Genomic DNA, 25,914 nt, shown 5'->3' with positions numbered 1-25,914 from the left:
GCCGGATGCATGGCGCAAAGCCCCAGACCCGACAACCGGCGTAGGTGGACGCCCCCGGAGGCCTCATGCCAGATCACCGAGAACTCCTCATCGCGCACTTTCCGGCCCTGTTCGAACGGCCGGATCCACCGCTCGAAAAGGCATTACAGCGAACCACGCTCATGCAACTTAGGGCGGGCCAGCAGGTCTTCTATCCCGGTTCGCCATGCCGCGGCTACGCCTTCGTGACCGAAGGCGTGATTCGCTGCCAAGTGCTGTCGGAACTCGGCCGTCAGATCGTGCTGTATCACGTCGGATCGGGCGGCTCCTGCGTCCTGACGACTTCCTGTCTGCTCAGCGACACGTTGTATCCGGCCGAAGGCGTCGCGCAGGCCGCGACCACCGCACTCCTGATGCCGCGCGACACGTTCCGCGAGGCCATCGACCAGTCGCCCGCACTGCGCTGCCATATTTTCCGCAGTTTCGCCGCCAGCCTCGCAGCAGTCATGGGCCGCCTATCGGACGTCGTTTTTGGCGACATCGGCGAGCGGCTGGTACAGACCCTGTTGGCCGACGGACAGATGCGCGTGACACGAACCCATCAGGAACTCGCCGACGAGTTGGGTACCGCCCGCGAAGTGGTATCCCGCCACCTCAAGCGTCTCGAGCACCAAGGCTGGATCCGACTGGGCCGCGGCTCTATCGAAGTACGCGATCCCACGGCTCTCCGCGCGTCCGTCCAGCTGCCCTGACGACCCCATTGTGACTCGATCACTGAAAGCCTGAGTGGACAGGTGCACTATCCCGCTCAACACGGCCCGAAAGCCGTGTCGACGGCTCCGCGCGGAACACCCGCGCGGCAGCCACCCGGTGCACTTTTCATCTCGGAGACATGACGATGGGCTTGATCCTGGACTGGTTGTCGACATTGATCGGCTTCAAGCTGAACGACCCGCATGAGATTCCGTTCGCCGGCCCGTTGATGTTCGGCGCCCTCCTCGCCTTCACGCTGGGCTTCATCATCAATTGGTCCCTCGACCGCAGCCTGGCCGACAAGAGTCGGGCCGCCGACCGGAAACCCGCGGACTGATCCCGCAGCGGACGCCTTCCGGGGGTTCCCGAATACGCGGCGCGGAACCTCCCCCCGAATCGATGGCGATGGCCCCGGGGGATAGCGGAGCCTGGGTCCTTCGTCCATAATGAGACCCGCATGTAGCCTTCGGGCCGCGTGCACGACAACCTCACAATGGCACGGATGTGTCGCCCTCGGAGCGACGGTCGGAAGCGCAGCCCATCGGGCTGGGGCTCAAGTACCTTCGCCATCCCGATTCTCGCGGGAGAGATCGCATGCCGAATACCGACTGCTACGCCTTCCTGAAGGCGATCCTGGCGAAGGAATACGAAGCCAATCACTATCGCGGCGATGCCGCGCACCCGCACCACGCACAAGTCGTCATCACGATCTCGCGCGACTTCGGAGCTGGCGGCGAACTCATCGGCAACGCCTTGTCGGAATGCCTCGGCATCCCGCTCTACGACCGTGAAATACTCCGTTTGATCGCGGAGCGGTCGAAAACCTCCGAGTTTCATGTTGAACTGCATGACGAGCAGGTGACGTCCGGTATCACGGCCGCGATCTCCAGCATGCTGACCGGCGCCGCGAACCATATCGCACACTACCGAAAGTACCTCTACGACGTCGTGAAGGATCTGGCCAAAAAGGACGCGATTCTGATCGGACGCGGGGCCCATCTGATTCTGAACGGCGAAAAGGCGTTCCGCATTCGCGTGATTGCGCCGCTCGAAACCTGTGTCCAGCGCGTGATGGCCGAAACCGGAGCCAGCCGCCGCGCGGCCGAAAAGCAGGTACTCGAAGTTAACTCGCAGCGGCACCAGTCGATCAAGAAGCTGTTCGGGGACCACGACCGCCAGGTGTCGCTCAACAATGCCGAAAACTTCGATCTGGTCTTGAACACCGACCAGATTCCGCCGGAACAGGCCGCCCCGGTCATCCTGATGGCGTTGCGCGCCGCCGGCTACCACCTGTTCGAGGCAGCGCCCACGAAATGAGCCAGTCGCCCGGCCGTTGTGTCGACGTCGAAATCGCCGATGTAGCCCGCCTGATCTATTCCGGCCCCTGTACCAAGCTCGTGGCGCCTGCTGCCCTGGGCGAGGTATGCATTCTGTATGGGCATGCGCCGCTGCTGACCCGATTGAAACCGGGGGCAGTCCGGCTGCAAACGGAACAAGGCCACGAAGAGGTCTACTTCGTGTCGGGCGGATTCATGGAAGTGCAGCGCACGGCCGTGACCGTGCTGGCGGATCAGATGCTGCGCTCGGAGGAGATAGACGAAACCGCTGCGTTGGCGGCGAAGCGGCGTGCGGAATCGATCCTGAAGCGCAATCCGCTGTTCAAGGATCGCGACGAAGCCCAGTTGCAACTGGTCAAGGCGCTCGCGCAGTTGCGGGTGCTGGAGTACGCGGAGCGCCTCCACCTGCACGACCCGCGACGGTCACGCTGAGGGGAGTGGTCCCGCCGCGCCGCGCCGCGGGTGCGGCACGACCGGTGAGGACGACTCCGCAGAGGCAGGGTCAGCCGATGACTTTGACTCCGCTCGGCGTGCCGAGCAGCGCCATGTGGGCGGGCTGCAGCGCAAAGATGCCGACGCAGACCACGCCGGGGATGTCGTTGATCGCCTTCTCCATCGACAGCGGATCGACGAGGTTGAGGCCGTGCACGTCGATGATCTGGTTGCCGTTGTCGGTCACGCAGTTCTCGCGCCAGACCGGACGGCCGCCCATCGCAACCATCTGCCGCGCGACGTAGCTGCGCGCCATCGGGATGACTTCGATCGGCAGCGGGAACTTGCCGAGCACGTCCACCTGCTTGCTCTCGTCGGCGATGCAGATGAATTTCTTGCTGGCTGCCGCGACGATCTTCTCGCGCGTCAGCGCGGCACCGCCGCCCTTGATCATCTGCATCGCCGGATTGATTTCGTCCGCGCCGTCGATGTAGATCTCCAGCGTGCCGACGTCGTTCAGGTCGAGCACCGGAATGCCGGCCTGCTTGAGCCGCGCGCTGGTCCCCTCGGAGCTGGACACGGCGCCGTCGATCTTGCCTTTGAAGCCGGCCATCAGTTCAATAAAATGGTTGACCGTGGAACCGGTGCCGACGCCAATGACGGGAATGTCCTTGACGTAATCGACTACGGCTTCAGCGACCTTTCTCTTGAGTTCATCGGGCGTCATGTGTGCATCCTTTGGTTGGACTGGTATGAATCGCGCAAGATCATACTTGGTAGAGCCCCTAACTGTCATGTGGCGACCCGAACGCCACACTTCATGATCGACGGCGGCCGCCGGCCGCAATGAATCTGCAACCCTACATCGAGCGCATCCTGCGCGCGCGCGTCTACGAGGTCGCCGTCGAGTCGCCGCTGGATCCCGCGCCGGCGCTGTCCGAACGCTACGCCAACCGGGTGCTGATCAAACGCGAGGACCTACAGGCGGTCTTCTCGTTCAAGCTGCGCGGCGCCTACAACAAGATGGCGCAGCTCGATCCGGACGCACGGGCAGCCGGCGTGATCGCCGCCTCGGCCGGCAACCACGCGCAGGGTGTTGCACTGGCCGCGCGCAAGCTCGGCATTCGCGCGCGGATCGTGATGCCCTGCACCACGCCGGGGATCAAGATTGCCGCGGTCCGGAGCCATGGCGCCGAGACCGTCCTGTTCGGGGATGCCTACGACGAAGCCTGCGAACACGCCCTGCAACTCGCCGAGCGCGACCGTCTGACCTTCGTCCACCCCTACGACGATCCCGATGTGATCGCGGGGCAAGGCACGGTCGGCATGGAGATCCTGCGCCAGCATCCCGGCGACATCCACGCGATCTTCGTACCGGTCGGCGGCGGGGGCCTGATCGCCGGCATCGCGGCTTACGTGAAATTCGTCCGGCCCGACACGCGCATCATCGGCGTCGAACCCGAGGATGCCGACTGCCTGCACCGCGCGATGAAGGCGCGCCGTCGCGTCATGCTGAAGCAGGTCGGTCTGTTCGCCGACGGCGTCGCCGTGCGGCAGATCGGCAAGGAAACCTTCCACGTCGCCCAGCACTGCGTCGATGACGTCATCACGGTCACCACCGACGAGATCTGCGCCGCGATCAAGGACATCTTCGACGATACGCGCTCGATCGCCGAACCGGCCGGCGCGCTGGGCATCGCCGGGCTGAAGAAGTACGCGGAACAGACGGGATTCCGCGATCAGACGCTGATCGCGATCGAGAGCGGCGCCAACATCAATTTCGACCGGCTGCGCCACGTGGCCGAACGCGCCCAGGTCGGCGAGCGCCGCGAGATGCTGCTCGCCGTCACGATCCCCGAGCGCCCGGGCAGCTTCCTCGATTTCTGTAGCACCCTGGGCCGCCGCAGCGTCACCGAATTCAACTACCGCTATTTCGACGAGCACGAGGCCCACGTCTTCGCCGGCATCGCGATCGCGCCCAGCGGCGGCGACCGCGAACGGCTCATCGACGAACTGCGCGCCCGGGGCTTCGCGGTGACCGACATGACCGACAACGAACTCGCCGTCGAGCATATCCGCTATATGGTCGGCGGACACGCACCGCGCCTGCTGAATGAAGTGATCTACCGCTTCGAATTCCCAGAGCGGCCCGGCGCGCTGTTGAACTTCCTGTCATTGCTGAGCGGGCGCTGGAACATCAGCCTGTTCCATTACCGCAACCACGGCGCGGCATACGGCCGCGTGCTGATGGGCCTGCAAGTTCCCAAGGCGGAACACCGGGCATTCCGCGAGTTCCTCGACGCGACCGGCTACGCCTATGCGGACGAGACGGTCAATCCCGCCTACCGCCTCTTTGCGGGCGGCAACGCGCGCCGCTGAATTCGCGACCCGGGACACCGTCGGACCGCCCCGGCGGCGATTCCGGCGATCGCACGCCTTCCCGCACCTCGGTGTGGCGCGGCCGCCGCTCCCTGTCGTCGATACCGAACTGCGAAGGCGCGGATCTCATCAGCCGGTAACGCAGGCTCGGTCCCAACTGCCTCCACAATTGCCGTCGATCATCAGGGCAACCAGCCGCTGACATATGGCGACGGGACGATGGAGTCGGCTTGGACCCTCCAGTAGCATGACCCGTATGGGCACCCGACTCACCGACAATCGTTTTCAACCTTCCCAAAATATTCCTGGAGCACTGACATGAGTGATAGCTATCAATCCAAGCCGTCACCGCTGCTCGCCGTGACCCTTTTCAGCGCGTTCTTGCTGGCCGGGGAAGCGCCCGCAGCAGGCGGCGAAACCACCGCGGACTTTTCCCTGCAGGAATTGGCCGGCCGGATCGTTGACCAGGGTAGTCCGACTCGCGTCTACGTGGCGCGCGAGTTCATCACCATGAACCCGAACCAGCCCAGGGTCCAGGCGATTGCCGTCAAGGACGGGCGCTTCACGGCGGTCGGTAGCCGCGATCAGGTCGTGGCGGCGGCGGGTCCGAGCGCGAAGATCGACACTACCTTCAGCGACAGGGTGGTGACCGCGGGTTTCGTCGAGCAGCACGTCCACCCGGTGCTGGCAGCGCTGACGATGAACACCAAGGTGATCTCCATCGAGGACTGGGACGCGATCGACGGCTTCTCCCCGGCCACCCGGGATGAGCAGACGTACATGGCCCGTCTGAAGAAGGCGTTGGCGGCGCACCCGGACAAACGGAAGCCGTTCATCACCTGGGGCTTCCACCAGTACTTTCACGGCAACGGCATGTCGCGGGCGCTACTCGACCAATTGGCGCCCAAGCTCCCGGTGATCGTGTGGCACCGTTCCTGCCACGAGTTCTACCTGAACAGCGCCGCACTCAAGCTGGTCGGTATCGACCAGGCGTTCATCGACGGCATGCCGGCGAGTGCGCAACAACAGGCGAGCCTGGCCAAGGGCCATTTCTTCGAACAGGGCGCCATCGCGATCCTCGGTAAACTGGCGCCGGTGCTGGCCTCGCCCGAGCAGTTTCGCAAGGGTCTGGAATTCACCGAGGTCTATTACCATCGCAACGGCATTACCCTGGCCTGCGAGCCGGGCGGCTTCTTCTCGAAGCCCCTGCAGGAGGCCATCAACGCGGTCTACAGCGACGATGCCACCCCGTTCAACCATTGCTTCATCGCCGACGGCAAGACCTTCGCCGCGCGTAACCCCGCCGATGGCGCCGCCCTGGTCGCGGACACGGAGCAGGTGATGAATTGGGGCAGGGGCCGCACCTTCTTTCTACCGAAGCAGACCAAGCTGCTCTCCGACGGTGCCATCTACAGCCAGCTCATGCAGATGAAGGACGGGTATACCGACGGACACCACGGCGCCTGGATCATGGACCCGCCCCTGTTCACCCACGCCTTCCAGAATTACTGGGATGCCGGCTACCAGATCCACATCCACAACAACGGCGATGCCGGTATGGATGTGCTGCTGGACAACCTCGAAAAAGCCATGGCGCGCAAGCCGCGGCAGGATCACCGAACCGTGCTGGTGCACTTCGGTTTCGCCACCCCCGATCAGGTCGCACGCTGGGGCAAGCTGGGCGGCATCATCAGCGCCAATCCCTACTATGTCACGGCACTTGCGGGTCGCTATGCGAAGCTCGGCATCGGCCCGGAGCGTTCCGAGAACATGGTGCCGCTCGGCGATGCCGTCAAGGACGGGATTTCCGTGTCCTTTCATTCCGATATGCCCATGGCCCCCGCCAAGCCACTGCAGCTGGTATGGGCGGGAGTCAATCGGACCACGTTCGAAGGGCCGGTGGCCGGCCCGCGGCACCGCGTCTCGGTCGACCTCGCGTTGAAGGCCATCACCCTCGACGCCGCTTACTCGATCCGGATGGAGAACAAGGTCGGGTCCATTGAAGTCGGCAAGGATGCCAACCTGACGGTGCTGGACCAGAGCCCGTACGACGTGCCGCTGGACAAGTTAAAGGAAATACGGGTCTGGGGCACGATGCTGGAGGGACGGGTGCAGCCGGTGCCGGGAGGCCTGAAGCCAAGCGGAACGAAACCGGCCAAGGTTGCGGCGAGCGCACAAGCCAAGCAGGACGCCGCGGTCACGCAGGCCGCCATGGTGCACGTGGCGAACCTGATGAACCATACGCACGATCACTGACGGCCTCTGGACGACCACCCGCCAAAAACCAGCGCGGACCCGAACCACTCACGATCCCTTAAACCACCAGGAGCAGCACGCATGACCGATGCGATAGACCGCCGCCGGTTCATCAAGACCGGAGTCACCACTGCGCTGGGCGCGGCCGTCACAAGCCAACTGCCGGCCTGCTCTGGAACGGTCACGCTGCCCTCGGGAACCGGCGCGGAGCGCGTCTATCACGGTGGCAACATCGTGACGATGGACGATGGGCATCGCCACGTCGAGGCCGTGGCCATCGCCGGCGGGAAGATCCTGGCGGCCGGTAGCCTGGACGAGGTCATGCAAACCCGCACCGGTGCAACCGAGGTCATCGATCTGCGTGGCAAGACGCTGATGCCCTCGTTCATCGACTCCCACGGTCACTTCATGAACGCGCCGCAGATCGTCCGGTGGGCCAACGTGTCCGGACCGCCGGTCGGGCCCGTGACACGGATCGCCGATTTCGTGCCGATCTTGCAGGCGCACGTCAAACAGCAGGGCCTCAAGCGCGGCGACTGGATCATCGGTTACGGCTACGACCGCTCCAATCTTGCCGAAGGGCGCGAGCTGTTGGCCAGCGAGCTGGATCCCGCGTTCCCCGACAACCCGGTCATGCTGATCCACAGTTCCAACCATGGCGCCGTGCTGAACAGCGCCGCGTTCGCGAAGGTGGGCTACAGCGAGCAGACCAAGACCCCACCCGGCGGCGTCATCAACCGGGTGCCGGGCACCCAGAAGCCCGCGGGCTTCATCATGGAGACGGCCTTCCTGCCGATCTTCGCCAACATGCCGCAGCCCAGCGAAACGGAACTGCTCGACACGCTGGACGCGGCCCAGCAGATCTATGCGCGGGCCGGCGTGACCACGTGCTCGGAAGGCGCGACGCATGCCAAGGACCTCAAGTTCCTGCGCAAGGGCGCCGACGAGGGCCGGCTTTACCTCGACATCGTGTCCTTGCCGCTGATCCTGGAGGTGCCCGCGCTGATCCGCGAGTACGCGCCGGACTTCAAGGGCGGTCCGATGGATCTCCCCGACGAAGCCCCGAAGGCTTTCGGCAGCTACCGCAACCGGCTGAAGCTGCAGGGCGTCAAGGCGCCCACGGACGGTTCGCCGCAGGGGAAAACCGCCTTCTGGACGCAACCCCTGCTGACGCCGGGTCCCGGCGGCGAGACGAATTGGCGCGGCCAGCCCCTGTTCCCGCCCGAGGTCGTCAACAAGGCCTTGAAGGCCGTCTTCGACAAGGGCATCCAGGTGTTTACGCACGCCAACGGCGATGCCGCGATCGACATGATCATCGACGCCGCCCGCCTCGCCGGCGTTCGCGCGGACCAGGACCGGCGCACGGTCATCATCCACTCCCAGTGCATGCGTCCGGACCAGTTGCCCAAGTACGCGGAACTCGGCTTCTCCCCCAGCTTCTTCACGATGCATACCTTCTTCTGGGGCGAAGAGCATACTGCCAACCTGGGGCCGGAGCGCGCGGCCTTCATCAGCCCGATGAAATCGGCCATCGCTCAAGGGCTCGTGTGCTCGAATCACACCGACTTCTCCGTCTGCCCGATGGACCCGATGCGCGTGATGTGGTCCGCGGTCACTCGGCGCTCGCGGGCCGGCACCGTGATCGGTCCCGATGAGCGAATCGACCGCTGGGAATCGCTGAAGGCGCTGACGATCAACGCCGCCTGGCAGATTCGGGAGGAAGATCGCAAAGGCACACTAACCCCCGGCAAGCTCGCCGATCTGGTCATCCTCGACAGCGATCCGCTGACGGTGGAGACCGACAAGATCCTTGACATCCAGGTGGTCGAGACGCTGAAGGAAGGCAAGTCCGTATACCGGCGAACCGCGGCGTGACGGGCCATCTCCCTTTCACGGTCATCGGCGGCTACCTGGGCGCCGGCAAGACCACGCTGTTGAATCAGATTCTGACCCAGGCGGCCGGGCGGCGGATGGCCGTACTGGTCAATGATTTCGGCAGCGTCAACATCGACGCGTCCTTGATCCGCGACCACGACGGCGACACCATTGCGTTGACCGACGGCTGTCTGTGCTGCAGCCTCGTCAACGGTTTCGCGGCCGCCATCGCGTCGATTCTGGCGCGGGCCGGTGACTTCGACCACGTGATCATCGAGGCCAGCGGCGTGGCCGATCCCGCGAAGATCGCCCAGTACGGGCAGATGTACGAGTTGCCGCTGGACGGCATCCTGGTGCTGGTGGATGCCGAGCAGATCCGCACACAGGCCACCGATGGGTATGTCGGCGATACCGTGTTGCGGCAACTGGCGCAAGCCGATTTGCTCATCGTCAACAAGACCGATCTGGTGACGACCAGCGATCTGTCGGAACTCCGCGGCTGGGTATCCGGGCAGGCGCCGGGAACGCCAGTGATCGAAGCCCGGCACTCGGATGTGCCACTGGAGGTCCTGTTCGGCTATGCGCACGAACGCGTTGCGTTTAGGCCGGCCGCCGCCTTCCCGCCTCATCCCGAGGCGTTTCGCACCTGGACCCTCGAATGGGAGCGCCCTCTTTCGCTCGAGGAAGTCGAGCGCCTGGCGTCAGGCTTCGGTGAGGGCGTCTACCGGGTCAAGGGGTTCGTTGCGCTGGAAAGCGATCCCGATCGCCGCCAGGTGTACCAGCAGGTGGGCGCGCGCTGGACGCTGGAGCCGGGCGAGAGTTGGGGAACGTCCGATCGGCGCACGAAACTGATCGTGATCGGGCGCGCCGAGGCGGGTCCAGACCCGGTCGACGCCGCGGCTGCGATGACCGGCGGCCAACACGATTTGGCCTGAGCGCGCGCGGCCGCCGGCATAAAGCCAAGCCTATAGCGACCGATGCTTTCTGCACCGGGCTAGGTCAGCATCCAGCGGTCGGTTTATTCCAGCGACAGGATGAATGCCCACTGTGCCTCGGTCACCGGCATCACCGACAGCCGGTTGGCACGTCGGATCAACGGCAGTCCCTCCAGCCCCGGTTGATCGCGAAGCTCGGCCAGGCTGATCGTGCGCTGCAGCTTTCGTACGAAACGCACGTCGACCATCAACCAGACCGGCTTCTCGGGCGTGCTCTTGGCATCGTAATGGACATGCTCCGGATCGAACGCGGTGGCATCCGGATAGGCCTCGCGCGCGATTTCAGCGATCCCGACCACACCGGGGACGGTGCAGTTGGAGTGGTAGAACAGCACCCCGTCGCCCGCTTTCATGTCGTCCCGCATCATGTTGCGGGCCTGGTAGTTCCTGACCCCATCCCAGGGCTCGGTCTGGTTCGGCCGCTGCTCCAGATCGTCGATACTGAATTCGGTCGGCTCGGACTTCATCAGCCAGTAGCGCATGCTCTCTTCCCATCTGCCTTGAAATGGGCTCGATCATATAGCCATTCGCGACTTCGGTGCAGATCGCGGACGCGTTGACGCGAGCAGCGGGGCGGGCTGGCGGGCTGCGCATTCGATGACCAACTGAGCCAGCCGAGTCATGCTTCGCCCCCGTCGACAGGTCCAATGATCGAAACGGCGCCCCTCTGGTCAGTAGGAGGCGAGCTTTCGACCCAAAGCAGGCGGTCGACAGGACTGACATTGGATGGCTCGTTTCAGACTGAAGCGGACATCCGGAATCACACATTGGCCGGCAGGTCTTCGAACAAAGCGGATGCTGGGGTCCAAGTTCCGATTTCGCCCGTGGTCGGCTTTCGGCAATGTGCTTGAACTGGGGCCGCGCGCCGAAAACGGTCGTCGGTCATCGATTCGGCAACTGTACTGAAGGGCAATCTCGGCGCTTCGAGCCGCAGAAGGAGTAATGAAGCCGAAACGCCAAAGGCGCGGCGCTTCGGCCTGCACATTCAAGTCGGCAACGCCAGGATCGCTTCGACCAATGGCCGCAATTCCTTTTCCAGGTCTTCGACCAGTTTCAGCAGAGCGGGCACACCGCGCCCATTCTTGATCTCTAACTCGAGCATTGCCGCTGCCGCTTGCACACTGCTCGCGCCCAAGGTCGCGGAAGCACCCTTGAGGGAATGGGCGAGCCGCCGAGCCACGATGAAATCGTCGGCAGCCAACCGCTCGCGCAGGCGGGCGGGTTCTTCCGAATGCGTTTCGGCGAAGCGCCGTAACATGCGGTGATAAAAGTGGAGCTTCCCTTGAACCGAGGTGAGTCCGCACTCGATATCCAGGCCAGGGATCGTGCTTAACCCTGCGAGCAAGGTGGCTTCGTCGGTTGCCCGGTCACCTTGCGGGGGTGTGTATGGCGCAACTTCCTCCTGCGGCGGAAGCCACCGCTCCAAGCTAGACTGGAGCACCTTTGGCTCCACCGGCTTGGCGATATGGTCGTTCATGCCGGCTTCCAGACACGCTTGGCGATCCTCGCCGAAGGCATTGGCGGTCATGGCGAGGATCGGCGTAGCGCGGTGCTCCGGCAGGCGGCGTATTGCCCGGGTGGCTTCCAGGCCGTCCATTTCCGGCATTTGCATGTCCATGAGGATCAGCGCATAGGGAACCCGTGCCGCCATCTCCACGGCCTGCCGGCCATTCTCCGCCAGATCGACCTCCAGCCCTGTATTCCGCAGTTGCTCCAGGGCGACTTCCTGATTGACTGGATTGTCTTCGGCCAGCAGGATCCTGACAGCCTGAAACTTGCCGGGCCAGACCGAGCCGGCGGCAGGTTTCTCGCCCGACGCGGCGGGCAGGGTCAGGCCGGGGCGCTTGGCGAGGCGCGCGGTGAACCAGAAAGTGCTGCCCCGGCCTGGTTCACTGTCTGCTCCGGCTTTGCCGCCCATGAGTTGGGCCAATTGGCGGGTGATGACCAGCCCCAAGCCGGTGCCACCAAATTTGCGCGTGGTGCTGTTGTCGGCCTGCTCAAACGCACTGAACAACCGGTGGATTTGCGCAGCCTCGAGGCCGATGCCGGTGTCCTTTACCTCAAAGCGGACCAAAAGGTCGTTTTCCCTGTCCTCGACGATGCATGTCTCAACGCGGATGCTGCCTTGCTCGGTGAACTTGATGGCGTTTCCCAGGTAATTGAGCAGCGCCTGGCGCAGACGGGTGGGGTCGCCGCTCAATACAGGCGGTAAATCATCGGTGACGAAGTGCAGGCTCAAGCCTTTGTCTCGGGCTTTCTCCACGATCAGGGAACGGATTTGGTCGAACAGGGCGGCGGGGGAAAAATCCACTGTCTCCAGGGTCAGTTTGCCGGCCTCGATCTTGGAGAGGTCGAGGATGTCGTTGATGATGGCCAGCAAATGGTGATTCGCTTCCTGGATCTTGACGAGCCGTTCCCGCTGGCCCGGTTCCGAGAGGTCCTTGCCAAGCAATTGGGTCAGGCCCACGATGGCGTTCATCGGGGTGCGGATTTCGTGGCTCATATTGGCCAGAAAGGCACTCTTGGCGCGGTTGGCGGCTTCGGCTTCCTCGACGCGGCGCGCCAACTCGGCGTTGAGGTGCGCGATGTGCCGATCCTTCGCCTTGCGTTCGCTGTTGTCGAACAGCGTCGTCCGGCTAAGAAGATAATGGCCGTCTTTGTCGCGCACCGCCGTGGCGCTCAACGAGACTGGCAGCACGGAGCCGTCCTTACGGACCAATTCGAGTTCCAGGTTGTTGACCTGACCGGTTTCCTTGAATTGCGGGAAGTTCTGCTCGAAGACCCGCACGCTTTCGGGGGTAAGGATCTGGACCATGTTCAGGCGCGACACGACTTCCTCGCGCCGGTAGCCAAGCCAGGCCAGTTCGGTATCGTTGATGGCAACGATCATGCCGTCGGCGTCAAGGGAGTGGTAGCCACACGGCGCATGGTTGTAGAGGTCGGTGATCTCCGCCGCGCGTTCCTCCAGGGCACGGTTGGCGTCCTGCAGTTGCCGGGTGCGTTGATCGACCCGGTGTTCGAGATCGTGGCGATACCGCTCCAGTTCTTCCTCGGTTCGTTTGCGTTCGGTGATGACGTCGAATACGGCGACAAAACACCCGCTGCCGACCCCATAGGCGGAGACGTAAAACCACATTTCCAGAGCGGATAGGTATATCTCGAGCCTTTCCGGCTTGCCGCCCGCCGCGACCCGGCCGTAGACGGCGAAAAGCTCCGGGTCCTTTTCACGCACGCCTGGGATGACTTCGGTGACGTTTTTCCCGATCACGTCGTGCAGTCCCGTCAGGCGCTCGAAAGCGGGGTTGACATCGAGATAGGTGAAGTCGCTTGGCTGGCCGTTCTCGTAAATCATGCGGCAATAGGCGAATCCCTCCAGCATGTTTTCGAACAGCGAGCGATAGCGGGATTCACTGGCCCGAACCGCCTCCTCGGCGCGCAAGCGCTCGGTGATATCGATGACGATGCCGATGTAGCGTTCGGGTTTGCCGTCCACCCCCATGATGGGACGGCCCCGTGCCATCAGCCAGCGTGTCGGCTGTCCTGCCGGGCGATTGACCCGCCATTGCGATTCGAATTCACGGCCTTGGCTGGCCGCGTCGTTGACCTGACTGGCGACCCGGCCGCGGTCGTCCGGGTGGATAGTAGCCAACCATGCCGCGTAGCTGGGCTCGCATTGGCCGAGCGTCAGGCCATAAAGTTCCCACAGAGTGTCGGACCAGTAATTGCGACTGCCGTCCAGAATCCATTCCCAGGTGCCGGCGTGGGACGCATCTTGGGCCAACCGCATGCGCGCTTCGCTATCGCGCAAGGCCTCTGCCGCAGTCCGTAGCGCCGTGACATCGGCGTGGGTACCGATCGCCCGCCGCGGTTTGCCCTCAGCGTCCCGTTCCACCACTTGCCCACGGTCCAGAATCCAGCGCCAGGAGCCGTCCTTGTGCCGAAGACGGTGTTCGCATTCGTAGAGCTCGGTGCGGCCCTCCAGATGGTCGGTTAGCGCCGCCATGACGAACTCGCGATCGTCGGGGTGAACCAGTCGTTCCCAAGAGCGGACATGAGGCTCGATGTCTGAGGGGGCGTAGCCGAGCATGGTGGCCCAGCAGCCTCCGAATTGCACCGCACCGCTAGGCACATCCCAGTCCCAGAAGCCCAGTTGTCCTGCCTCCAGGGCCAGCGCAAGCTGCTGCCGACTTTCCTCCAACCGCTTCTGCGCCTGCTGGCGCTCGGTGATATCGAGGTTGACGCCTGTGAGGCGCAAAGGCTTCCCCTCGGTGTCCTTGAACCCCTGAAACCGCCCGGCAATCCAACGCACGCTGCCGTCGGGCCGGACAATGCGAAATTCGGTTTGCACCGGCTTGCCCGTGGCGAGTGTTTCCTCGACTTTGGCGACCGCACCGGCGCGGTCATCGGGGTGGACCAATTCCTCCCAAGCGGGTTGCGTCCGCCCAAATTCACCCGGTGCGAGTCCGTACATCGCCTCCAATTCCGACGTCCAGATGTTCACGCCGGTTCGGACATTCAAGTCAAACGCGCCGATCCTGGCAGCCTCGGTCGCCAGCCGCAGTCGCGCCTCGCTCTCGCGTAGTGCGTCCTCGGCCCGCCTCCGCTCGGTGATGTCGCTGCCGACGGCCAGTATCCCGGTCACCCGGCCTTGCTCGTCGTAGATCGCGCGGTTGGTCCAGGCCATCCAGACGCGGCGGCCATCCCGGCAAACATTTTCATTGATGTGGTTGAGATAGCGATCCGGGTGGCTGACGATATCCTTGACCAGGCCCGAGTAGTCGATGCCGGTTGATCCCTGCGCCGGCAACAGGATGCCGACCTCCTTCCCAACGATTTCCTCGGTCCGCCAACCGAAGAACGACTGGGCGTATTCGTTCAGGAAGGTGACGCGACCGTCGCGGGACCAGCGGAGGATGGCGCTGTTGGCGTCTTGCACCAACTCACGGTAGCGGCGCTCGCTTTCTTGCAGGGCCGCTTCGGCCTTCTTGCGGTCGGTGATGTCCTGCTTGATGGACACATAACGGCACACACGGCCGTCTTCTCCTCTAACCGGAGTGATGGTCTGGTATTCATGAAAAAGGCTGCCGTCCTTGCGCCGGTTGACCAACTCCCCTTGCCAGACCTGGCCGGACCGGATGGTTTGCCACAGTTGCTCGAAGAATTCGCGGCTCTGTTGGCCGGAATGCACCAGTTCGTGCAGGGTACGGCCCAATACTTCCGCCCGGCTATAGCCACTCAAGGCAAGAAATGCCTGGTTGGCCCATTCGATGTGTCCGTCGGATTCGGTGATCACGATGGCGTTGGCGGCCGCATCGAGGGCCAGTCCACGCAGGGCCAGGGTTTCCTCGAGTTGCCGGCGTTCCGTGACATCCGTGCCGATACCCCCCACGTAGCGCATTCCGGCGCTATCCTCGAAAGAAAACTTGCAATTGCGCCATATGCGGCGCTTGCCGTCTTCGTCCAGGGTTTCCTCGTCGACCTCCATTGGGCGCCCAGCCGCCAGCACCGCCCGGTCATTGGCCATGAAGGAACTGGCGATTTCCGGCGGCCACAGGTCTTGGTCGGTCTTGCCGCGCCAGTCCTCCAGCCGCACATTGAAGAAGTCCTCGTAGGTCTTGTTAAGGTAGACGTGGCGCCCTGCTTCATCCTTGATCCAGGCGATGGCCGGGTTGTTGTCCATGAATAAGCGGAAGCGCTCCTCCGCTTCTTCCTGCCGGACTTCCGCCCGGTGCATCTCCGAGATATCGGTGAAGGTCAATACGGCGCCGACGCGCCCGCCTGATTCGTTGATATAGGGCGCGATTTGCATCAGGTAGTGGAAATCGCCCTGGTGGACGCGTTGCACCACCGTGTCCCCACCCGTGATCACTCCGTTGATTTGATCACGCAACTCGGGGAGGTCGAGATGGCAGGGTACGCCGTAGAGCATCTGGCCAATGTCTTTCGCCACCAATCCGAACACCCGTACCGCGAGGGCGTTGAAGCGGGTTATCTTGCCTTCACGATCCGTCACCACCAGGCCGGTGCAGATCGAGTTCTGGATATTGTTCAGCGTGGTGTTGATCTGGTCCGATTCCTCGGACTTGAGCCGTAAGGCTTCGTTGAGTGTTTTCAGTTCTTCGTTGGAGGCCTGCAACTCTTCATTGGAAGCCTGCAATTCCTCGCTGGAAGACTGGAGTTCCTCGTTCAGGGACTGCGATTCCTCGTGGGAAGCCTCCACCGCCTCGATCATCGCCTCCAGGTGTGCCCGCGTATCCGTCAATTCCTCCCTCAGGCGCGCGGTCTCATCGGCCTGGTCGGATTCGGTCGGAACGCCCCCCGCAGCGCTGGCGGGGCTTTCCTCGAAGTGAATCAGAAAGGCCGATTCGGTGCTGTCCGGCACCAACTTGACCCGGCGCAAGACCGGCCAGGCCCAGACGACCCGATCATCCAACACCAGCGCCGCGCCAGTCCCCCGTAGGCTTTCCAGGTCTTCCCACGCCATCCGGTAGGCGAGGGTCTTGAGTTCGCCCCGCAATTCACGGGGACACAGTGAAAACAGCGAGAAATCGGAGTCGTTCCCAGGCAGGCTGAAATACCGTTCCGACCGGCCGAAAAAATACAAGGGTTCGAACTTGGCGTTGACCAATACGCCGGGCGGGCCGTGGCGCACCAGGGCCGAGCGTGCGGCCTCTTCCAGGGATTGCGCAGGAAGACCGGGTTTAGCCCTCGCATGCGAGCGAGGCTGCGGCCACGCGGGTGGGGCGAACCACGCGCGGGGCTGGGCGAAGATAGCCGAGGCCGGACGGCGCCGGTAGAGCCTCTGGTTGGTGTCGATGGCCTCGAACAGTTGCGAGTTGAATCCGGTGGACTCCGATCTTCCCAGCAGCAGCAGGCCGCCGGGTTTCAATGCGTAGTGAAAGGCCTTGAGCAGTGTCTCTTGCTGTTCCTGTTTCAGATAGATCAGCAGGTTACGGCAGGTTAGCAGGTCCATGTTGATGAAGGGCGGGTGGCTGAGCAGATCATGGACCGAGAAGACACACAGTTCGCGCAGCTTTTTCGCGATGCGCCAACCCCCCGCTTGTTTCCTGAACCAGCGTTCGCGGTCCAGATCGGCCAACTCCTCGAATGAATACACCCCGGCGCGGGCGAATTCCAGGGCCTCCTGGTCGACATCGGTGGCGAACACCCGAGCATCGAAACGGCCCAGTCGATTGCCCAGAATCTCGCCGAGCAGGATCGCCACGGAATAAGCCTCCTCGCCGGTCGCGCAGCCTGCGACCCAGACCCGGATCGAGTCGCCCTCCCTTTTGCCGAGGATCAATTCGCGGAGAGCCTTTTCCAAGGCGAGGAAAGCAGGCCGGTCGCGAAAGAAGCACGAGACGGAAATCAGGAAGGAAGCTTGCAACCGAGAGAGTTCCTCGGGATTACCTTTGGCGTGGGCCAAATACTCCTCAAGAGAAGCGAAGCCCAGAGTCTGATAGCGCCGGGTGGTTTGACGGCGCAGCGTCGCTTCCTTGTATTGGCTGAGATCGAGGTGTGTGGCCTCGGTGACCAGCCAGAGCAATTCGTCGAAGGGCGAGGCGGTGGCTTCCGTCCGCCCTTCGCCCAGACGTTCGCGCAGGGTTTCGACGCTGTTCAGCCAGCGGCCGATATCCTCTGTGTTTCCGCAGAAGCAGCGGCCTGGTTGCTCCAGCGCGGAACTTGGCATCGCGGCCTGATCCGCATCCACGGGAGCCTGGATGATTACGATACCGCCCGCTTTCCGGATGGCGTCCACGCCGACCGTGCCGTCGTGCCCGGAACCGGACAGGATCACCCCAACCGCTTGGTCCCGGAAGCTTTCGGCTGCCGAGATGAACAACTTGTCGATGGAAGGCGAGATGAACGCGGAGGGTTCTGGCGGGAGCAGTTCCAGATGTCCATCGCGCACCAGGACATCGTGTCCCGGCGGAGCAACATAGAGATGATCCGGCCGGAGGGGGGCGCCTTGATCGGCGCCGAGAATGGTGAGCGCGCTATGGAAGCCCAGGATCTCGGCCAAATTGCTGACATGGGCGGGAGACAGATGCTGAGCCAGGACATAGGCCGTCCGGCCATGGCGCTCGAGCGAAGCGACCAGCGGGCGTAGCGCCCGCAAACCACCGGCCGAGGCACCGATGACGACCAGAAAGGAGGGGGATTCGTTGGTCATGGCGACCGCGCCTTCTTCAGATGTGTGTGAGTTTATTTTCGGCCGGTACTAGATCGCTCAATGAGGAATTCCGCCCGTGGCACGCTGACGAGGGGCGCTCGGCTCACATTCCGACGGAGAATCCCAGTTTATCCCGATCGCGGGACGTCCAGCCTAGGGCAATCGGCCAGCAAGCGCCGCAAAGCTTCGAGCCTGACCGGTTTGACCAGATGTTCGTCCAACCCGGCGGCGCGTGACTTCTCACGGTCCTCTCGCCGCCCGTAACCTGTCAGGGCGATAAGCCGCACCCTCCCTATTTTCTCGGACCGCCGCAGCGACCGGGCGACCGCCCAACCGTCCATTCCCGGTAGCCCGATATCCAGAAGCACGACATCCGGCCGTTCGGCCTGCGCCATTTCCAGCGCACTCGGGCCATCGTAGGCGATCCAGACCTCATGCCCGTCATTCCGCAACAACAAGGCGAGGCTTTCGGCGACATCGTGGTTGTCTTCCGCCACCAGGATGCGGAGTCCGCCTGTGGGCGAAAAATCCGCGGTCGCGGTTTGGGCTCCGGCGGACGGCGGGTCCAAAAGGCGCGGCAGCCGGATCGTGAACTCGCTGCCATGGCCCCGCCCCGCGCTGAAAGCCGCTACGCTGCCGCCATGCAGGTCCACCAGCTTTTTGACTAATGAGAGCCCGATTCCCAAGCCGCCCTCGGAACGGTCTAGGGTCCGACTCACCTGGTAGAACGGAATGAACAGATGAGGCAATGCAGCGGCATCGACGCCTTGTCCAGTGTCGCGAACCCGGATGACAGCCTCGTTGCCGCCAGACTCGACGGTCAATTCAATCCGTCCGCCCTGGTTGGTGTATTTGGCGGCATTGTTGAGCAGATTTGACACCGCCTGGGCCAGCCGGACCATATCGCCCTCGACCCAGACCGGTTCGGGCGGCAGGTTGACAGCGAGTTCATGACGTCGTTCGTTGATCAAAGGGAGGACGGTCTCGATGGCCCGTTGCACGATATCTGCCACGGCGAGCGGCGCTTTCAGGAGTTCGATCTTGCCCCGGGTGATGCGGAAAATATCCAGGAGCTCATCGACCAGCCGGGTCATTTGCGCGGTTTGGCGGTCGATGATGTCCCGGCACCAGGCCATCTGGGCTGCGTCGAGGTTGGGCCGCCGGAGGATATCGACGGCGTTGCCGATGGGGGCCAGGGGGTTGCGGAGTTCGTGGGCCAGCATCGCAAGGAATTCGTCTTTTCGCTGGTCGGCTTCGATGAGGGCGGCCTCAGCCTGTTTCAGGCGGCCAATATCGAGGTTGATGCCTGCCCAGCAGAGCACCTGGCCCCGCTCGTCCCTAACCGGTACGCCACGCGCCAGAACCGGGTGGTAGTTGCCGTCCACGCCCAGGAAACGATGTTCCATGTCCCAAACGCCCCCGGTGCGCACGCACTCCTTCCAGGCGGCCACGGTGCGTTCGACATCGTCGGGATGCAGCACTTCGCTCCAGCCGAAATCCGAGCATTGTGCCTGCGTAAGCCCCACCAGCTTGAGGAATGATTCGCTGGCGTAGGTGTTGCCGCCATCGGGTGCGCAAATCCAGACGCCATAGTCGATGGATTCGCCGATGGCCCGGTAGATGTGTTCACTCTCGCGCAGCGCTTCCTGGGCGAGCCTATGGTCGGTTATGTCCTCGGCGGACATGATGATGCCGCCGATCTCTCCCTCGCTATCGATCCAGGGCACCACCGCCCAGCGCAGCCAGCGGCAACTGCCATCGCTCTGAACCCATGGATCCTCGTCGCTCTTCAGAGTGGCGCCGTCCAAACACCGCCGATGGATACTCTTCCAACGGCCGGGTAAGTCTGGGTACAACTCGTAATGGTTGCACCCGGTCAGGTCGGCTTGTCCCTTACCGTAGTCCACCAGCCAGCGGCCGCTAGCGGCCAGATAATTCATTCCCCGGTCGAACATTGCGACGCTGATGGGCGCGTGTTGGATAAAGGTCAGCAGTTGAGCCTGGTTTTTCTTGAGTTTCTCCTCGGCCAGTTCCCGCTCCCTTTCGGCGCGCCGCATTTCCGAAATATCCGTGAAGGTCAGCACGGCACCCTCGCACTGATCGTGCTCGCCGATGTAGGGCACGATTTGCATGAGGAAATGCCGCTCGCCGATACCGACGCGCTGGGCCAGTGTCTTTCCGCCATCGCCGATGACCTCTTCGATTCGGTCTCGCAGGTGGGGCAGATCGAGATGGCAAGGCACGCCACAAATGTGCTGACCGATATCGCCTTCCACCATGCCGAAGATTCGCACCGCCATCGCGTTGAAGCGGGTGATCCTGCCTTCCCGGTCCACCACCACCAGGCCGGCATTGATCGAGTTCTGGATGTTGCCCAGCGTGGTGTTGGTCTGGCTCAATTCGAGCGACTTGTGGCGCAGTTCCTCGTTCAGCGTGGTCAACTCCTCGTTCGACGCTTGGAGTTCCTCGTTGGACGACTGAATTTCCTCGCTGCACGCCTGCGCCTCCTGGTTCAGGGACTCTAATTCCTCGTTGGAGGCTTCCAACGCCCTGATCAAGGCCTCCATTTGCTCCCGCGTACCAGTGAGCTCATCTCTGAGACGCCTGACTTCATCAGCTTGGGCGGATTCGGTATCGGCGACCGGCACGCACTCGGCAGGGCTTTCCTCAAAACTGATCAGAATGGCCGGTTCGGACCCATCTGAGGTCGACTCGATCCGGCGCAGTATCGGCCTGACCCGCAAGGCCCCGCCCTCCAATGGAAGTACCGTGCCGATCCCCGTCAGGGACTCCACGCGTTCTTCCGTCATGCGGTAGGCAAGGATCTTGACTTCGTTGCGCAATTCCTCGCGGCACAACGCCAATACAGAGAAGTTCGCGACACCGGCGGGCAACGCAAAATAGCGCTCTGACTCACCGAAAAATCGCAGTAGCTCGAATCGGGCGTTTACCAGTACACCCGGCGGCCCATATGCCCGCCCCATCGCCGCGAGCGCGGCGTCAATTTGCGTTTGGGGATCGCGTTGGGGCTTGTCTCGGGTGAGCAAGGGTCTGTGCGGCATCATGGAAATGACCGTGCTGCAAGATCTAGGGTATGGAAGCGGCGCGCGGGCGCCGCGCCGCTAGCGCGCTTCGTCGGTGTCGATGGCTCTGGACAGGCGCGAGCCGTCACCGGCAGATTCGGATTTTACGGGAGCAATGGGCCGCCGTCCCCAGGCTGTGATGGAAGGCGCTGAACAGAACAGCGTCGTGAGACAGCGTAAAGGCACGCAGCAACTTACGGCAACCGATCAGGCCGAGGCGTTGGCATCGACATCGCCAAACAGACCTTCGAAGCCGCCATTGGCATTGGCGGCAGCATCGAGGCCTTCGCCAATGACGAGGATGGCCACGACGCCTTCGTCGCCAGGCGGCTGGCGGGCGTAGCGGTCGATCTGATCGTCATGGAGGCTACGGGGGGACTGGAGCGTGATCTGGCCCGCCTGCTGCAAGCGGCCGGTTTCGCGGTAGCCGTCGTCAATCCGCGGCAGGCGCGGGATTTCGGCAAGGCCATGTAACTCGCTAGGACCGACCGGATCGACGCCACGGCGCTCGCCGGACTGGCCCATGTGCTGGCCCGCCACCCGGAGCGGAATCGATTCATCAGCGCCCTGCGCACGCCCGAACAGCAGGCGTTGCAGGCTCTGGTGGCCCACCGGCGCCAGCTTGTCGTTTTGCACGTTGCCGAACATCAGCGGCTCTCGGTCAGCCATGCCGCCGCCCGCAAGAGCATCGAGGCGTTGATCAAGGCGATTCGCGCGCAGCGCGCAGCTCAACGAGGTCGAGATTGAACTCGCCAAGCACATCGAAACGCATCACGCCGATCTCGCCCAGCGGCTTGCCGCCGTGCGCGGCATCGGTCCGGCCACGGTCGCCACGCTGATCGCCGATGTTCCGGAACTGGGGCGTCTGTTCCGCCGCGAAGTCAGCGCCTTGATCGGTGTTGCGCCGTTCAATCGGTACTCCGGACAGCTGCGCGGCAAGCGCGCCATCTTCGGCGTCCGCGGGCAGACGCGGTGCGGCGTCTATATTTGCCATACGGCTTCCCGCGCTTCCCGAGGGCGAAAAATAGCCATCATGAATGGCCTGGACAGCGCCAAGTGCCGCGCCATCGCCACCTGCAACGCCGCCGCCGATCGGTTCGACCATCCCGCGAAAACCTTCCGGGACCGGTTCAGGCGGGCCACCATTGATCGGCTGCATCTGCGATCGGGGCAGTGCGTGCTCGATGTTTGCTGCAGGAGCGGCGCCTCGGCACCCCCGGCGGCGGAAGCTGTCGATGCGGAGAGACGGGTGATCGGGGTCGATCTGGCTGAAAGCCTGCTCGAACTGCCCCCCGGCCAGGGTCCTGCGTTGCAGTCTGGCGCAGAGGCCCAATTCCGGACGGGGACATGATGTCGCAGGGATTTCCGGAGGCGACGTTCGACGCGGTCGTGTGCGTATTCGGGATCTTCTTCGTCCCGGACAGGCCGGGTGCGGTCAAGGAATTGTGGCGTACGGTGACGCTGGGCGGCAAGCTCGCCCTGAAGACCTGGGGGCCGAACTTATTCGAACCCGCCAATCTGGTGTTCTGGGAGTCCATCCGCCGGGAGGCTCCCAAGTTCGTCAAGCCCTTCAATCCGCGAGATTGGATCAGTCAGCCAGCCTCATTGGCGACGCTGCTGCGGGAGGCTGGCAGCGAAGACAGCCGCATCGAGGAAGAAGCCGAAATGAGGGGCACATCCGGGCCACCGGGCATCTTGTCCAGCATTAGCGCGCATTTGACCGCTAACGGAGTGCTGCTGTCGTCGGAAAGACCGGCTCTATCCGGTCCAATGGCCGGATCTGGCCGACAGCACCCATTCGACGACAGCGCGCAGCACCGGACAGACGGTTCACATGCCGGAACGACGCTCGGACTCCTCGTTGGCCATTGCTTTCTTTATGATCTCCGCGTGGATCTGGGCCGCCTGAGCGTATATCGCTTGGTACTCCGGATGCTGATCCACCAGCGGTTGAATCCGTTCCGCGGTTGTGAGGACTTCCTTCATGAACGCGATGTCGAGATCCTCAAGCTTTTCTCCGCGTTCCACCTTGTCCCGCAAAGCCAACGCCCTGGGCAGACGATGTTCCGTGAATTCGGTCAGCAAGGCCGTCGCAACTCCGACGTCTTTGGTGATATCAGTCATGGCGCCCTCATTTGAGTGGCCGAAGCGCCGTCCGTCAGCCAAGCGCTAAGGCATCGCGATGGCCAGACAAGCAGGCTTCGTCGTTGATCATGTGCGAATGGGAAACCCCGGAGAACGGGTGGGCTCCCAAACACGGCGGAGATAGTCTAGGTCAGCCCCAGGCAGCATGCCAACGACGGACGGCACCCCCGGGATGGGGGCGATGATCAGCAACGACCGCCGATGACCAGTGATCGCGCGAACCAGCGCTGCCGTGCTGAACCTGGACTTACGACTGCGGCCAGCGCGACGCCCCGCTTGCCCCGGTGGGGGCGACCGGAGTTCCGCAGTCTCTCCGTCGATCGCTCCGGCGCGTTGACAGGATCACACTACCAACGCATCCTCGCGTGCAATGGGTAAGAGCGCCCATTCAACGTGCCGCCCGAGAATCTTGACCTAACACGAAGTACCGGCGATGGATCAGGCAATCATCAGTGCGCTGGCGGCCGTCATGGGGTCGGTCGTCGGAGGGGCTTCCAGCATCGCTACTGCATGGTTTACTCAAAAGGCCCAGAGCCGGCGGGAATCGGCGAATGCCGAGATTCGCAGACGCGAGTTGGTCTACACGGAATTTATCAATGAGTGCTCCAGATTGGCGATCGACGCGTTTAGCAACACGCTCAACGACCCCGGAACACTGATGAATGCCTATGCGCTTCTTAACCGCATCAGGCTGACTTCATCGGATGCGGTGCTAGATGCCGCGGACCGGACCGTAAAGGACATCGTGGAGCAGTATTTTCGCCCGAATCTTTCCGCCGAGGACCTGCACCGTATGGCGGCTTCGGGTCGTGCTGATCCGTTGAAGGAGTTCGGCACCTGTGCCCGGCGCGAACTGAGCGCATTGAATCTTAAGGGCTGAGTCGCCCGGATGAAACGGAGCCTCGAACCCAGGCGGTAGACTCAACCCGCAAGCTTCGGGTTCGGGTGCGATCGCCTCGGATCGGCGTGATGGCTTCCCCGCGCCTCATCATTTGAGACGGCAGGTCTGTAGTCTGGAATCCTCCACCTTGAGGAGAGTTCCCATGGCGATGAATCGAGTGCAATCTCAAGCGGGCTTACCAGTGACCAAGTTCAAGGCGAAGTACAATGCGGAGACCCCGTGCGTGTAGGACGGGTCTATCATGCGGCCAATTTCGCCTACTGGAACTCGGCCAACGTCCAGTACCGCTTCGACCTGTGCCCTATTCCAAGCCGCCTCGTGCACGCCCGGTCGCCAGCGTTCCCTGGTCAGAGCGGAACATCCGGCTGGCTTAGGTTCATCGCTCATCAGGTCCGCATAAGCATAAGGCGACAAAACAATGTCCGACATGATCCTTCTCGGTACTCGCAAGGGCACAGTGATATTTGAACGTTCAAATTCCACGTGGCGTCCTCGGCCCATCGTGCATGCAGGCATCCCCGTTTGCTACGCAGCGCGTGACCCACGTGACGGTACGCTATGGGCTTCCCTGGATCATGGTCACTGGGGTCCTAAGCTGTCCCGTTCCCGTGACGGTGGTACGACATGGGAGGATTTAACGTCCTTGAAGTACCCGCTGGGCGCACGCTACATCGTCAAATATCTGCCCACAGCAGATTTCGATCCGGAGGCCCCGGTGGGACAGCCTGAGTATAAGGACGCAACCGTTTTCAAGATTTGGCATCTTGCGTTCGGCAATGCTGATCAACCTGGCAGGCTGTACGCGGGTACCATCCCCGGTGGTTTGTTCATCAGCGATGATGGCGGCGACAGTTGGGCACTCAACCGTCCGTTGTGGAATCACGAAAGCCGCGGTGGCGATTTGTTCACCGGTGAGGCGAGCAGCGAAAACCGGTGGGGTGGTACACCGGCAAGTATCGATTATGGCGTGTTCGAACCTGGCATCCATTCCATCGTTCTCGACCCGCGCGATTCGAATCATATCCACATTGCGGTGTCCTCAGCCGGTGTCCTGGAGTCTACCGATGGCGGACTAACCTGGACTGGTCGCAATCGCGGTTTGTTGATGGACTACCTGCCGAATCCGGAAGCGGAGTGGGGTCACGATCCCCATTTCATGACCAGTTGCCCCGGACAGCCGAATCACTGCTGGCAACAGAACCACTGCGGTGTGTTTTATAGCGACGATGGTGCGCAAACCTGGCAGAAGGTCAGCATGCCTGACGCCGGTGTGCATTTTGGTTTCCCTGTGGCCGTTGACGCCCATGATGGCCGTACCGCATGGGTTGTGCCCGCACGCGCGGACTCGGAGCGTATGGCTATTGGAGGCCGTCTGTCCGTTGCTCGAACGACGGATGGCGGGCAATCCTGGCAATCCTTCCACAGCGGCCTGCCTCAGCAGCATGCTTACGACATCGTACTGCGACACGCTCTCGATCTCGCGGGAGATTGTCTCTGTTTTGGGAGCAGTACCGGGAACGTCTACCTGTCGGAAGACCGGGGTGAAAACTGGCAATGCCTGGGAAACCACTTCCCACCCGTTTATTCGGTGCGATTCGGCTAAACG

General features: G+C 62.9%; 17 protein-coding genes and 1 pseudogene. 14 read left to right on the top strand and 4 right to left on the bottom strand.

The genetic code is table 11. The features are described 5' to 3' along the window. Positions 1-65: 65 nt before the first annotated feature. From BWR02_RS14985 to BWR02_RS14970, 4 genes are all read left to right on the top strand, one after another. On the top strand, positions 66-731 hold the full coding sequence (locus BWR02_RS14985; RefSeq protein ID WP_139558737.1) for a Crp/Fnr family transcriptional regulator: 666 nt from the start codon (positions 66-68) through the stop codon (positions 729-731). Between the two features lie 146 nt (positions 732-877). Continuing rightward, a complete protein-coding gene (locus tag BWR02_RS14980; RefSeq protein ID WP_129884500.1) occupies positions 878-1,069 on the top strand; it encodes a hypothetical protein in 192 nt (63 codons plus the stop codon). A gap of 257 nt (positions 1,070-1,326) precedes the next feature. After that, on the top strand, positions 1,327-2,049 hold the full coding sequence (locus BWR02_RS14975) for a cytidylate kinase-like family protein (protein ID WP_139558736.1): 723 nt from the start codon (positions 1,327-1,329) through the stop codon (positions 2,047-2,049). After that, positions 2,046-2,501 (top strand): F0F1 ATP synthase subunit epsilon, encoded by a 456-nt coding sequence (locus BWR02_RS14970; protein ID WP_129884498.1) that lies wholly within the window; start codon positions 2,046-2,048, stop codon positions 2,499-2,501. The genes BWR02_RS14975 and BWR02_RS14970 overlap by 4 nt, the downstream gene beginning before the upstream one ends. Before the next feature lie 70 nt (positions 2,502-2,571). Here the strand turns inward: BWR02_RS14970 and rpiA are convergent, their stop codons facing one another. Beyond that, positions 2,572-3,228, bottom strand: coding sequence for a ribose-5-phosphate isomerase RpiA (rpiA, locus tag BWR02_RS14965; protein ID WP_129884497.1), 657 nt, complete (start codon positions 3,226-3,228; stop codon positions 2,572-2,574). Between the two features lie 119 nt (positions 3,229-3,347). Between rpiA and ilvA the strand changes: the two genes are divergently transcribed. From ilvA to BWR02_RS14945, 4 genes are all read left to right on the top strand, one after another. Then, positions 3,348-4,880 (top strand): threonine ammonia-lyase, biosynthetic, encoded by a 1,533-nt coding sequence (ilvA, locus tag BWR02_RS14960; RefSeq protein ID WP_139558735.1) that lies wholly within the window; start codon positions 3,348-3,350, stop codon positions 4,878-4,880. Positions 4,881-5,198: 318 nt separating this feature from the next. After that, positions 5,199-7,136, top strand: a complete 1,938-nt coding sequence (locus tag BWR02_RS14955; protein ID WP_139558734.1) for an amidohydrolase — start codon at positions 5,199-5,201, stop codon at positions 7,134-7,136. A gap of 81 nt (positions 7,137-7,217) precedes the next feature. Next, on the top strand, positions 7,218-9,011 hold the full coding sequence (locus BWR02_RS14950) for an amidohydrolase (protein WP_139558733.1): 1,794 nt from the start codon (positions 7,218-7,220) through the stop codon (positions 9,009-9,011). Continuing rightward, positions 9,008-9,946 (top strand): CobW family GTP-binding protein, encoded by a 939-nt coding sequence (locus BWR02_RS14945; protein ID WP_139558732.1) that lies wholly within the window; start codon positions 9,008-9,010, stop codon positions 9,944-9,946. The genes BWR02_RS14950 and BWR02_RS14945 overlap by 4 nt, the downstream gene beginning before the upstream one ends. An 83-nt stretch (positions 9,947-10,029) precedes the next feature. Here BWR02_RS14945 and BWR02_RS14940 read toward each other — a convergent pair whose 3' ends face one another. From BWR02_RS14940 to BWR02_RS14930, 3 genes are all read right to left on the bottom strand, one after another. After that, positions 10,030-10,488 carry an EVE domain-containing protein gene (locus BWR02_RS14940; RefSeq protein WP_139558731.1) on the bottom strand — a complete coding sequence of 153 codons (459 nt, stop codon included), beginning with the start codon at positions 10,486-10,488 and terminating at the stop codon, positions 10,030-10,032. Between the two features lie 503 nt (positions 10,489-10,991). Next, entirely contained in the window at positions 10,992-18,179 is a 7,188-nt protein-coding gene (locus BWR02_RS14935) for a PAS domain S-box protein (RefSeq protein ID WP_139558730.1), read from the bottom strand. Between the two features lie 128 nt (positions 18,180-18,307). Beyond that, on the bottom strand, positions 18,308-21,244 hold the full coding sequence (locus BWR02_RS14930; protein WP_139558729.1) for a PAS domain S-box protein: 2,937 nt from the start codon (positions 21,242-21,244) through the stop codon (positions 18,308-18,310). Between the two features lie 243 nt (positions 21,245-21,487). Between BWR02_RS14930 and BWR02_RS21700 the strand changes: the two genes are divergently transcribed. From BWR02_RS21700 to BWR02_RS14900, 6 genes and pseudogenes are all read left to right on the top strand, one after another. Beyond that, on the top strand, positions 21,488-21,736 hold the full coding sequence (locus BWR02_RS21700) for an IS110 family transposase (protein ID WP_139558811.1): 249 nt from the start codon (positions 21,488-21,490) through the stop codon (positions 21,734-21,736). A gap of 328 nt (positions 21,737-22,064) precedes the next feature. Beyond that, complete coding sequence (locus tag BWR02_RS21695) at positions 22,065-22,613, top strand: transposase (RefSeq protein WP_407941082.1); 549 nt, start codon at positions 22,065-22,067, stop codon at positions 22,611-22,613. Further along, positions 22,610-22,681, top strand: a pseudogene (locus tag BWR02_RS21325) (hypothetical protein); the annotation flags it as partial. The gene BWR02_RS21695 and the pseudogene BWR02_RS21325, both read left to right, overlap by 4 nt. Before the next feature lie 36 nt (positions 22,682-22,717). Then, a complete protein-coding gene (locus tag BWR02_RS21320) occupies positions 22,718-23,401 on the top strand; it encodes a hypothetical protein (protein WP_236102299.1) in 684 nt (227 codons plus the stop codon). Positions 23,402-23,840: 439 nt separating this feature from the next. Next, entirely contained in the window at positions 23,841-24,287 is a 447-nt protein-coding gene (locus BWR02_RS14905) for a hypothetical protein (protein WP_139558728.1), read from the top strand. A gap of 664 nt (positions 24,288-24,951) precedes the next feature. Then, the gene (locus BWR02_RS14900) at positions 24,952-25,911 is read left to right on the top strand and encodes a WD40/YVTN/BNR-like repeat-containing protein (RefSeq protein WP_201276287.1); all 960 of its coding nucleotides are present in this window, start codon (positions 24,952-24,954) and stop codon (positions 25,909-25,911) included. Positions 25,912-25,914 lie beyond the last annotated feature (3 nt).

Source organism: Methylotetracoccus oryzae (assembly GCF_006175985.1).
Taxonomy (GTDB): domain Bacteria; phylum Pseudomonadota; class Gammaproteobacteria; order Methylococcales; family Methylococcaceae; genus Methylotetracoccus; species Methylotetracoccus oryzae.
The sequence above is the reverse complement of the archived record's forward strand: the minus strand, read 5'-3'. Positions and strand labels throughout refer to the sequence as shown.